This is a genomic window from Fluviicola sp. (assembly GCF_039596395.1).
Lineage (GTDB): Bacteria > Bacteroidota > Bacteroidia > Flavobacteriales_D > Crocinitomicaceae > Fluviicola.
This window is the reverse complement of sequence record NZ_JBCNJT010000001.1, coordinates 1,959,366-1,971,668: the sequence shown is the minus strand read 5'-3', so window position 1 is coordinate 1,971,668 and position 12,303 is coordinate 1,959,366. Positions and strand designations below refer to the sequence as shown.

9 protein-coding genes are annotated in these 12,303 nt (G+C 44.4%); 5 read left to right on the top strand and 4 right to left on the bottom strand.

What is annotated here, in order from left to right; genetic code table 11:
• From ABDW02_RS08655 to ABDW02_RS08640, 4 genes are read left to right on the top strand one after another with little or no spacing between them, the layout of a single operon-like run.
• A complete protein-coding gene (locus ABDW02_RS08655; RefSeq protein WP_343634144.1) occupies positions 1-969 on the top strand; it encodes a type IX secretion system membrane protein PorP/SprF in 969 nt (322 codons plus the stop codon).
• A 19-nt stretch (positions 970-988) separates the two neighbouring features.
• Complete coding sequence (locus tag ABDW02_RS08650; RefSeq protein WP_343634143.1) at positions 989-4,675, top strand: PKD domain-containing protein; 3,687 nt, start codon at positions 989-991, stop codon at positions 4,673-4,675.
• A 3-nt stretch (positions 4,676-4,678) separates the two neighbouring features.
• Positions 4,679-5,665 (top strand): PorP/SprF family type IX secretion system membrane protein, encoded by a 987-nt coding sequence (locus tag ABDW02_RS08645; protein ID WP_343634142.1) that lies wholly within the window; start codon positions 4,679-4,681, stop codon positions 5,663-5,665.
• A gap of 15 nt (positions 5,666-5,680) precedes the next feature.
• A complete protein-coding gene (locus tag ABDW02_RS08640; RefSeq protein WP_343634141.1) occupies positions 5,681-7,765 on the top strand; it encodes an OmpA family protein in 2,085 nt (694 codons plus the stop codon).
• 105 nt (positions 7,766-7,870) lie between these two features.
• Here the strand turns inward: ABDW02_RS08640 and ABDW02_RS08635 are convergent, their stop codons facing one another.
• Together ABDW02_RS08635 and ABDW02_RS08630 are read right to left on the bottom strand one after the other, a co-directional pair.
• On the bottom strand, positions 7,871-8,200 hold the full coding sequence (locus ABDW02_RS08635) for a rhodanese-like domain-containing protein (protein ID WP_343634140.1): 330 nt from the start codon (positions 8,198-8,200) through the stop codon (positions 7,871-7,873).
• 104 nt (positions 8,201-8,304) lie between these two features.
• Positions 8,305-10,353 carry an OmpA family protein gene (locus ABDW02_RS08630; RefSeq protein WP_343634139.1) on the bottom strand — a complete coding sequence of 683 codons (2,049 nt, stop codon included), beginning with the start codon at positions 10,351-10,353 and terminating at the stop codon, positions 8,305-8,307.
• Positions 10,354-10,639: 286 nt separating this feature from the next.
• Here ABDW02_RS08630 and ABDW02_RS08625 point away from each other — a divergent pair, with 286 nt between their 5' ends.
• Positions 10,640-11,140: a hypothetical protein gene (locus ABDW02_RS08625; protein WP_343634138.1), complete on the top strand. Its 501-nt coding sequence runs from the start codon at positions 10,640-10,642 to the stop codon at positions 11,138-11,140.
• 67 nt (positions 11,141-11,207) lie between these two features.
• Here the strand turns inward: ABDW02_RS08625 and ABDW02_RS08620 are convergent, their stop codons facing one another.
• The gene (locus tag ABDW02_RS08620) at positions 11,208-11,849 is read right to left on the bottom strand and encodes an O-methyltransferase (protein ID WP_343634137.1); all 642 of its coding nucleotides are present in this window, start codon (positions 11,847-11,849) and stop codon (positions 11,208-11,210) included.
• 1 nt (position 11,850) lies between these two features.
• Positions 11,851-12,300 (bottom strand): DUF1569 domain-containing protein, encoded by a 450-nt coding sequence (locus ABDW02_RS08615; protein WP_343634136.1) that lies wholly within the window; start codon positions 12,298-12,300, stop codon positions 11,851-11,853.
• Between the last annotated feature and the right edge of the window lie 3 nt (positions 12,301-12,303).

The window sequence follows — 12,303 nt, the reverse complement described above, 5'->3', positions numbered from 1 at the left end:
ATGAACAAGCAGAATTTTATTACAGCAATATTTGTAACTCTGTTCTTTGTTTCCTTTGGACAGCAGCAAAGTCTATTCACGAATGTATACGCCAATCCGTTGCATTACTCTCCGGCATATGTAGGAAGTACGAACTATCACGAAGTGAGTTTTTACAACAGGAGCCAATGGGTCGGATTCAAAGATGCTCCCCGGAATTTTTACCTGAACTTCCACGGTTCTTTCAAGAACAAAGCAAGACACGGTTACGGAGTGCAGGTAATGACCGAACAAATGGGACTACTGGGTAAAACGGGAATCTATGTGAATTACGGGTACCAGATTAAATTCAGCCCGAAATCGAAGTGGAAACTGGGCTTGGGAGTTCGTCCGGGATTTGTTCAGTACCGCGTGCGTTTGTACGATGCAGTTATTGCCGACGAAGGAGATCCGATTTTCACAGGGAACAGTTATTCCGGGAATGCATTCGATGCCAATGCGGGGTTCCGTTTATACAGCGATAAATTTGAGTTTAGCGGAACATTGGATCACATGATCATGGGGAAAAGCTTCAAGTCTTACAACCAGAATCTGCAGTTCCATTATGCGGTGATGAGTTCCTACAAATTCCTGATCAAAAAGAACTGGGAATTGAGACCTGGAATTTTATTCCGTTACACCAAACCGGTTCCTGCCCAGTTGTCGATCATGGCCCAGCTGTCCTATAAAGACAAATTCTTCGGAGGATTGAACTTCAGAACAAATGACGCTATGGGGATTTTCCTGGGAGTAAGGCTGAAAGAACGTTTGGCGATTACTTACGGGTACGATTACAGCTATACGAAGCTGAGAAAGTACAGCGCCGGTTCACATGAGATCGGGATCTCGTTTATAATTACGAAAAACAGACCTTCTTTAGAGGAGGAAGATGATAAATTGAATAATAGTATTCTGGAAGATATCCAAAAGGAAATTGACAAGAATAAATAGTAGGATGAATTTAGAGCTTATGAAATTACGTCGGATTATACTGCTGCTAGCTTTGATTTTTACGGTCGGATCATTCGAAAGTAAAGGTCAGATTGACTCGGTCTTTTGGTTTGCTGCACCTTGGGTAACGCCCAGTCACGCAGGAAATACACCGCTTGCATTGCGGATTTCAACCTTTAATACGCCAACAACTGTAAGGGTTTACCAACCTGCAGGGACTTACGATTCTACGTTTGTAGTGCCTGCAAACTCCCTGAACTCGCACTTTTTGACTTCCATCGTGAACACCCTGGAATCCAAACCTGCAAACAGCGTATTGAATTACGGGATCAAAATCGAAGCAGATACGCTGATTACAGTGGTTTATGAGGTTGTGACAGTTGTTAATAACCCGGAAACGTACTCTTTGAAGGGCCAGAATGCATTGGGGACTGAGTTCGTTTGTCCTTTCCAGAATAGCTGGGGAAATGGAAATTATGCACCGGTACAGCCGAAATCCATGATCTGTATCGTAGCTACGGAAGACAATACCACGGTTTGGATTACTCCGAAAGCAACAGTGGTAGGACACCCCGTCGGAGTTACTTATTCCATTGTCCTGAATAAAGGGCAGACGTATACGGTCGAAAATACTTCCCAGGCAACGAATACTCCGGGGAATAACCTGGGAGGAACCATTGTGGTTTCAGATAAGCCCATTGCGGTAACTGTTTCCGATGACTCGGTGACGAATTCCGGCGGAGGCTGCCGGGATTTGATGGGCGACCAGATTGTTCCGGTAGATGTGGTCGGTACGAACTACATTGTGAACCGTGGAAATATGTTTGCCGCTTCCAACGAAGGAGCTTTCATCGTGGCAACTCAAAACTTTACAACGGTAAGTGTTACGACCAGTTTGGGAACATTTACACAATTATTGAACCAGGGAGATACCTGGAAATACACACTCACAACGGCAGAACCGCTTGCATATGTGGATGCGGATAAAAACGTATATGTATTGCAGGCCAGTGGATTCGGGTGTGAGTTGGGGGAAGCAATCCTGCCTCCGATCAACTGTGCCGGGTCCAACCAGGTCAGTTTTACACGTACAAACTCAGAAACATTCATCCTGAATATCTTGTGTCCGACATCGGCAATCAATAACTTCCAGTTGAATGGAAGCAACACGCTGGTTCCCGGATCTGCGTTTAACCCGGTTCCCGGAACGGGTGGTTTCTGGAGTGGGGCCCAGATTACATTCAGCACGGCCAATATCCCGGTTGGTTCATCCAACCTGATCACCAACTCCAGTGAATACTTCGGATTGGGAGTTATCAACGGTGGAGCAGGTTCGGGATGTTATTACCACTACATGTCGGCTTTCAACCGGAAAGTATACACCAAAGCAGGAAACGATACGACCTTGTGTAACGGAGATCCGGCGGTATTGCTGAACGGTTCCGTAGAAGGTGGTTCAACAACCGGGGAATGGACTGTTATCAACGGTGCAGGTTCTTTCGCCAATGCAACGGATTTGGCAACTTCCTATGTTCCCTCTGCTTCGGATTACACACAGGGAACTTTGACCTTTGTACTTTCTTCCACTGGAAACTGTGACCCGGTAAGAGATACGATGGTGGTGACATTCATCCAGTCGCCGGAAGCAAATGCAGGAACGGATGATTCTTATTGTAAAAACAACGTTGGTGCTATTCCGATTACGGGAGCATTTTCCTATTCTGCTGCTGCAACCTGGAGTGGAGGAAACGGGGGAGCTTTCGGGAACATCGGTTCTGCATCTACTACCTATACTCCTTCACCGGCTGATTTGGCGGCAGACAGCGTAGCATTGTTCTATACCACTGCGGGAAGTTTCTTCTCGTGTCCGAACAAACAGGATACGGTCGTGATCTATTTCACTGAAGCTCCGTTTATTGATGCTGGAGGAGATCAATTGGTTTGTTCCAATACAACCAATGTAACTCTGAACGGTATTATCACGGGAGTTACAACAACCGGTGTATGGTCTGCCGACGGAACAGGAGGTTTTTCTCCTTCCCAAACCAACCTGAATGCCGATTATGTTTTATCCACTGCAGATATTTCCGATGGAACGGTGATGCTGTACTTACAGTCGACCAATAATGGCAACTGTTTGGCGGTAACGGACAGTCTAGAAATCCAGATCATCGATTTCCCGGTAGTTACCATTACTTCCATGGATTCGCTTTGTTCGAATAACGCCACACTGAACCTGACAGGTACAGTTACTTCCGGTTTCTCTACGCAATGGACTACTTCCGGTTTCGGCACGATAGCAGATCCTTCGAACCTGAATACGTTTTACACGATCTCACCGGTAGATATTACCAACGGGTTCATCGATGTGATTTTGTCTACAACAGGTATTTGCCCGATCGCACACGATTCCATGCGGGTAACTTTTGTTTCTCCGCCGCAGGTAAATGCCGGACTGGATCAAACGTACTGTCAGAACCAGATGGTTCAATTGAACGGGAATATTATCGGGGCTGATACAACCGGAACCTGGTCTACACTGGGTACAGGAACATTTGTTCCCGGACCAGGGTATCTGAATGGATTATACGATCCTTCGCCGGGAGATGTTGCCGGAGGGCCGGTGAGCCTGATATTGACTTCGACTTCCAGTTTCGGATGTCCTCCTGACCGCGATACCGTTACGATTACCTTTAATCGCATTCCAACGGCTGATTTCAGCTTCACGAACGTGTGTCAGGCAAGCAATATGAACTTTACGGATGCCTCGGTGGCCAATACCGGAACACTTTCTTCCTGGGCCTGGTCGTTCGGGGATAATACCAACTCGATCGCGCAGAATCCGCAACACGCTTATACCGGATTTGGTAATTATAACGTGCAGATGATCGTAACTTCCAGCAACGGTTGTACAGATACAGTAGTGAAACAGGTAACGGTGTATCCGTTGCCACAACCGGCATTCAATGCTTCAATTGCATGTGAATCTTATCCGACCAATTTCACGAATACTTCTTTCATCCCTTCGGGATCGATTACCAGCTATTCGTATGATTTCAACGGGATTGGTTCCAGTACGCAATCAGATCCGTCCTTTGTATTCCCTACAAGCGGTGTTTACAATGTGAGCTTAACGGCAACATCCAATTTCGGATGTACCAATACGGTGATTCAGCAAATCAATGTGCATGCAATACCTACCGCTTCATTTACGGCTACACCGAACCCGGCATTGGTTGAACAGGACATTACATTTACAGATGTAACACCGGGGAATATCATTTCCTGGCAATGGGACTTCGGAGACGGAGAAGGAGATAACACCGAAATTACAACACACAGCTATCCGGACGGAGGCGTGTATGTGGTAACGTTGACCATTGTGGATGACATCGGTTGTATCGATACCGTTTCGAAAGAGATCTCCATTGCCTTGCTTCCGGTACTTCCTAGCGGGTTTACACCGAATGGCGACGGGGAGAACGATGTATTCATTATCCGTGGCGGTCCGTTCAGAAACGTAGATTTTAAAGTGTATAATAACTGGGGTCAGGTGATTTTTGAAACCGATGACTCCGAAGTGGGATGGGATGGAACATACAAAGGAGAACCGGTTCCTTTGGGTGTTTATACCTGGACTTTTGTGATTGATATGGGTAGTGATTTTGTTGTCAGAGAATCGGGCGACGTAACTTTAATTCGATAAGTCATGAAATTGAGAATTTGTTTTTTTGCCATTTTCTTGAATGGATTGTCTTACGGGCAGGATGCGCATTTATCGATGTACGATGCAGCGCCTTTATTTTTGAATCCGGCTTTGACCGGCGTGGTTGAAGGAGATTTCAGAGTGCACGGCCAATACCGTACGCAATGGAAATCAGTGAACTATAAACCTTACACTTCAGCATTGATCAGCTTCGATATGCCGATCAAAAAATGGGGATTCGGAGTTCAGATCAATAACTTCCGGGCAGGAGCGGGCAACTTCAATGTCTTACAGGGATTACTTTCCGCGGCTTACTATGTTCCGCTGAACAAGAACAAAACCCATATCCTGAACTTCGGGTTACAGGGAGGAGTAACGCAGAAATCACTGGAATACCAATTGTTGTCTTTCAATAATCAGTATACCCTGAACAATGGTGGTGAGTTTGACCAAACGTTGGTTTCCGGGGAAGACTTCGGGGCACAGTCCAAGTTCATCCCGATGCTGAATGCGAGTGCTTTGTATTATTACTCGAAATCCCAGGCACGATTGAACCCGTTTATCGGCGTTTCGATGTTCAACTTGCTGCAGCCGAACGAGTCCTTTTTCGGGAGGGAAAGCAAGCTTCCTTTGCGCATATACACGCATTTGGGAACGCGTATCAACATCACGGAATTGTTTTACGTGATTCCGAAAGTACTGATCATGCAGCAGAAGAAATTCCACGAACAAACCTATGCGCTGGAAGCCGGTTATTTCCTCAAAGGAAGTGCTGCTTATGTGCTCGGAGGAGTAATTTTCCGTGCAAAAGATGCCATGATCGCAACACTGGGTGTGAAGAAAGACGCTTACACGGTAAAGCTGGCCTATGATTTCAATGTATCGTCACTCACTGCTACTTCCAAGAGCAGGGGAGGATTCGAAATCTCTTTCACCTACGTGCATAAAAAGAAGAAACCACTTGAATACAAAATCTGTCCACGACTATAATACGCATTCTCACTTATGAAATCGAAGATTATCTGTTTGTTGTTTTTGGTGATATCCGGGATGTCATTGGCGCAATCAAAAAAAATGTATATCTATTTGGGAGATGAGTATTTCAGTAAACTGGATTACGTAAACGCTCTTGAACAATATAAACTGGCATTGTCTGATTCCGTGGCGAGATCAACCATGACTTATCCCTACGAAATACAGGTCAGTAACCAAAAATTGTCGAAGAAAAAAATCGAGGTAGACACCAGTCTGAGAGTGACCATGGAAGAATACCTGCACCATCACATTGCGTGGTGTTATTACCGCCTGCACGATTATCCGAATGCGGAGAAGCACCTGAAAAATACGGTTGAAGAAAAAGCGTATCCGCACGACAGCTATTATCTGGCCCAAAGCTACATGAATAACAGCAAGTACGATGATGCGATCCGTCAATTCGAAGATTACATCCGCTCTCCACAAGCTGATGATGAATTGTTGCATGCCGCACAGGTTGCAATGACCGGTTGTTACCTGGCGAAAGAAGAAATTGAAAAAACACGTGAGATCAGTGTGAAAATGGCAGATACCTCTGTTTTCAACCGGGGAACAGCAAATTTTGCTACGATGTACTTCGATAAGGATCAAAAGCTGATGTTCACTTCTGCCAGAACAGGAGGCGTGATCCTGAATGAAAAACAACAGTCGGAATACCTGTGCGATTTGTACTGGGTTTCCCTGAATCCGGATAGTACCTGGACAGCGCCTACAAACTTCGGGCGGCCTTTGAACAGTGCGCAGAACGACGGGGCAGGATCTTTCAACAATAACAACGTGATTTTCTATACACGCTGGAGCGAAGAAAAGAAAACGGAGCAAAACATCTACCTGGCGCGGATGATGAACATGAAGTTCTTCGAAGCATACAAATTGGATTCTTCCGTTAACTACCCGGGATATAAAAGCATTCAGCCATATGTGTCAATGGATGGAAGGACTCTGTATTTCTCTTCCAACCGTCCGGGAGGATTAGGTGGAATGGATATCTGGAAAATTGCTATCGACTCTGCGGGAAATACGCATGGTCAGCCGGAGAACCTGGGTTCTTTGATCAATTCCGACCAGGATGAGGTGACACCGTTTTTCCACGAAGTTTCCTCGACCTTGTTCTTTTCTTCCAATGGGCACGGAAGCATCGGTGGATTGGATATTTTCAAAGCTCACTACGACCGCGAAACAGAAGCATTCAGCGTTCCGATAAACCTTGGAATGCCGATCAACTCCGCAAGAGACGATGCTTATATGATGTGGGATTCCCGCTTGTCCAAAGGATTTTTCTCCAGTGACCGGGAGCCTTGTACCGGTGGAAGTTGTTACGATATCTATGAAGTAATCAATGAACCGATCCACATTTACCTGAGCGGATATTCCTATAACAAGGAAACAGAAGAGATCCTGCCGAATGTCAAATTGACTTTCAAGGATGTACGCGGAGTGTTCCCTTCCTACAACATTGTAACGGATTCAAACGGTTATTACGAGAAAGAATTGACATACGGGGTGGAATTGTTCATTAAGGGGCAAAAAATTAACTACTTTGCCGATGCAACAAGTGTGAATACGAATTCCATTACGCAAACAACCAGCATTACGAGAGATTTTTACCTGAAACCGATCCCGCAGGAAGAAATTGAGATTGAAGGGATTGAGTACGACTTTAACTCTGACAAACTGCGTCCTGCTTCCCAGGCTGTTCTGGATAAACTGTTCGACTTCCTGGAACTGAACAACAACATTAGCGTGGAGATCAATTCCCACACGGATGCACGCGGAAAGGACATCTACAACCTCGATCTTTCCCAGAGAAGAGCGAAATCGTGTGTGGATTACCTGGTTTCAAAAGGGATCGATCCGTCTCGCCTGATCCCGAAAGGATACGGGGAAACGCAGCCGAACCAATTGTACGGACCGGATAAGAAACCTGTTCTGGATGCGGAAGGGAAACCGGTATTATTGGTGGAATCGTATATCAATTCATTCAAGTCCAAACCGGAAAGAGAAGCGTTACACCAAAAGAACAGACGAACAACGTTTAAGGTAATTAATCAGTAAAAAAGTTCAAAGGAAAGTTCAAGAGTTCAAACTCATTTAATCTTTTGAATTCCTTGAACCCATTAAACATTTGGAACTTTTTGAACTATTGAACTATCAAACTTGTTAAGGACAAGTTTGATAGTTGGTCCACGAAATCCCGTTTTTAAACACCGTCTCAATGTGTTTCTCATTCTCCTTTTGCGCATTCATATAAGAAGTGGCCTGCTGCGCGCTTTGCCCGGTTTCACAAACAAAGATCACGGTATCGTAGTTCAGTATTTCGGCTTTGTGTTTTTCCAGTTCCGGAAGTGGAATGTTCACTCCGTTACATGCATGGCCTTGTTTCCAAATCTCTTTGCTGCGCACGTCTACAACCAATGTTTTTCCATTCGTCGCTTTTTGATTACAGGAAATAGCCGTAGTTATTAGTGAAAAGAGAAAAATTGTTTTCATGTACCAATTTAGGACTTAATTATCAAAGCTTAATGAATTATCAAGAGGTTCTCCTTTATAGAATTCCCCTTGATAATTAAAACCCTGATAATTGATAATTCGGATTACATTCCCTGGATCATAAACTCCGTTCTACGGTTCTTCGCTTTATTCTCTGGAGTATCATTTGCAGCTTTCGGTTTCGTTTCACCGTATCCTTTTGCTTCCAAGCGATCATCTTCAATACCCAGCGAGATCAGGTAGCTTTTTACACCTTTCGCACGACGGTCGGAAAGATCTAAGTTTTTCGCATCGTCACCATCGCTGTCGGTGTGACCCTGGATCATGATTTTAATCGTTGGGTTGCTCTTTAAGAAGCGTGCAAATTCGCGCAAAATGAATTTCGATTTGTTGGAAAGAACATCCGAGTTGTAGTCGTAAAGAATGTCGTTGATCGTATAAGCTTCACCCACTTTCAGTTCTTTCACTTCCAGTTTGTTGTTCAAACGGTTCTCTTTCTTGGTGATTTCTTCTTTCGTGATCAGTTTGGAATCGAAAGCCGCTCCGTCTTTTTTCACGGAAACCATGATATCCTGCGGTTTGTCTGTTTTCACTACAACGGCAAACTTCCCGTCGTTCCCGTTTACGCGAACCTGTTCTACTTTTTCAGAATTCTCGTACGCCACTTCGATTGTTGCGTTTTCAACCGGCTTTCCTTCCGGATCTTTCAAATCACCTTTGATGATCGTCACAGCTTTCGGACGTGCTTCTTCATACAGGTCGAAACCGTAAATGTCCCATTTTCCTTGTTGCTGAGAGGAGAAGTAGGCCAGTTTCCCGTCGGTAGATACGAAAATTCCGACTTCGTCACCTTTGGAGTTGATCGGGTAACCGATGTTTTTTGGCTTGCTCCATACACCGTTCTCTTCGCGCATGTAGAATATGTCCAAACCTCCAACTCCTTTGCGGTCATCGGAAACTTGTGAAACAAAATACAAGGTTTCACTATCCTGGTGAAGGAACGGGCTTTTGTCTTTTCCGGCTGTATTGATCTCGTCAAAAGGTCTTGGTGCTCCCCAGGTTCCGTCGGCATTTCGTTTCACTACAAAAACGTCGTTGTCTTTGGTAGTTCTTCGGTTGGCGGTATAGAACAGGGTATTTCCGTCTGCCGACATCGAAGGTTGAGCTTCCCAGCCGTCAGGAGTGTTGATTTTCGGCCCCAGGTTCACCAATTCCGACCATTGGTAGTCCGAAGGATTTGGTCCTGTTTTCTGGTAAGTAGTCGAATACAGGTCGCAATTCATGTAGGGTTGGCCGTTCACTTCCGTTTTCTTGCACGCACAAATAATCATTTCCTTGTTGTCGACAGAAACCGTAGCGCCTCCGTAGCTCTGGAAATCTCCCTTGTTGAACGGTCTTGGGAATGCTTTCCCGCCGTCAAAAGCAATGTGGTCGTCTGTCCGGCTGGAATAGGTATACACTTCCTGGATGTTGGAAACCACGTCGCCCAGGTTTTTCATGTCCTGTTTGCGCGTATAGAACATCAATAAGTTGTCGGGGGAGATCATCGGCAAGTACTCATCGTCTTTATCCGTACTTACATTCGGAATCTTTTTCGGGTTGAAAGGAACCTCTTTGGCAAGCATTTCGGTTTCTTCCTTTTGGTCAGCCAGTAATTTTTTGACGTCGGCCAGCTGCTTGGTATATTCGGCGCCGTAGCGGCTGTTATCGGTGTTTTTAAAAGCGATGAACTTTTTGAACCACTCATTGGCGGCTTCTTTTTCGTCCTGGGTATAATTGATCACTCCCAGGTAATAATAGATGTTGGAATGATAATCGGGGCACAGTTCAGCTGCCTTTTGGAACAATCCCTCAGCTTTCTGGAAATTGCGGTCTCCCATAGCAGGATTCGGGTTGCTCTCGTAAGCTTTTCTTCCGGCTTCATAGGCATACATTCCGAACTCGTAATACGCACCCGCATTATCCGGTTCCGATTCCATGGCTTTGGCAAAATTAGCTGCTGCCGACTGGAGATCCGGGGAATTTTTTCCGGCATCAATGAGCTTTTGGGTCTTTTTAGAAGGAGCTAAACAAGAAGGATCTTCTTCCTGCGCGTAAAATGAGTTTATAGAAGCAAGAGAAATTCCTGCAATAAATAAGTAGTTCTTCCACATATACTTTTAAAAATACAGTTCGAATAGGCAATAATTATGCCCAACACTCTATATCGTAATTTCGACGAAAAGGTTACTGTTTTTCCGAAGAAAGTTCAAAAAGTTTAAGAGTTCAAAAGTTTAAACCCCTTGAACCTTTTGAACACCTTTGAACTTCCGGTATTTTTAATTCTTTTTGGCATAATTATTTCCAGTGTAAGCACTTTAGCAAATTATATTTGAAACTGATGAATGCCTGATTCGCAATTCGCAATTGGAAATTCGTATTTTTAAAAAAATGAAACCGATGAAAACGAAATTTCTCCTGTTCAGCTTTGGCCTTTTGCTGCTGACTTTTCTGGTTCCCAATAACCTGAATGCGCAATCGGGTTGCACCGAACAAAAGGTGGGAAGAAGCTATTTCAGCATTTGCCCTGATAATATTGTCACCGAGAAAAAGAAGCTGTTCCTGACTACCAAAGCAATCGTAAAGAGAATTGACAATAAAAATACATTCAAAATTGTCCATTATTACGTGGCAAACCGCAAAACCACTGAAACGGATGAGGTGTTTCTGGCATACAGCAAGTTCCTGAATAACCTGGAAACCCACGATTTCTTCATCAACGGGAAAGAATTTACCGGCGTTCTGAAAATCGCACTCCCGTTTAAAAATGCAGGAGTAAGCACGTTATACGACGGATACGATTTGTTGACCTATGAGTTCAAAGAAGGACGTTTTGTTTCCAAAAGCAAAGCAACCGATGTGGAGCTGGAGAAAGAAAAAGCAGTAGTCCGCCCGCAGTAATTATCAATGATCAAGGAAAGTTCCTTCTTGATAATTGATAATTACATCATTAATAATTGGAAAAAGGTTACTTTTTCCGGGCGATCATAATCCCGTCCCGGATCGGAAGTAAAATATTCTCTACCCGCGGATCGTTTTGGATCAATGCATTGAAATCCTTCAATAATTGCGTGTCTTTATCAATTTTTCCTTCGGTTTGCACCACTTTTCCCGACCATAACACATTGTCTGAAAAAATATAGCCACCGGGCTTTACTTTGTCAAAAACAAGATTGTAATAATTGATGTAGTTCATTTTGTCCGCATCAATAAAAACCAGGTCAAACTGTTCGTTCATCGTTGGGATTTCCTCCATGGCATTGCAAATGCGGTAATCGATTTTGGACGCATATTCGCTTTCGCTAATGTAAGAACGTACAAAATCTTCCAGTTGCGCATTGATATCCAAGGTGATGATCTTCCCGTTTTCCGACAAACCTTCCGCCATGCAAAGCGCAGAGTAGCCGGTATAAGTCCCGATTTCAAGGATGCATTCCGGGCGGATCATTTTTGAGAGCATGCTCAGCAAACGTCCCTGGAAATGCCCGCTCAGCATGCGTGGCTGAAGAATGTTAACGTGTGTATCGCGGTTCAGTTTAGCCAAAAGTGCCGATTCCGCAGAGGTATGTGCACAGCAGTAATCGTCCAGTGCCTGGTCTATAAATTCCATATTATACTCCGAATTGTTGTAAGTGATGATCCAGGTGTTTGTACATGCCGATTCCCCACTGTTCCCTGGTGATTTTCCCGAAAAAAGCATGAGGTTCGGAAGTGCATTTTTCTACTCCTCCTTCCTGGAAAGCTACCAGGTGATCTATCAGTTGCTGTTTTGCTTGTTCAAAATCAGAAGTGGTGGTGATAATAAAATCCGGGTGTGTGGGACCGTTTTTGTGAAACGGTTTATCGTTGTAGAAATTCTTTTTAAGCATTGTCCCCAGGGTGTAGCTGATAAAAGAACGTTTGATCTGCTTTTGACCACGAACCACTTTCATCGTTTCACTGCAATGGTCGAGCATTTGCGTAGCATTCATTTTTCCCCAAACCGGCTGTTTATCCGGCTGTAACCGGTTGATCCGGTCAATACTTTGATCCAAAGTCTGTTTTGCAAAAAGTGTTTCCATAGT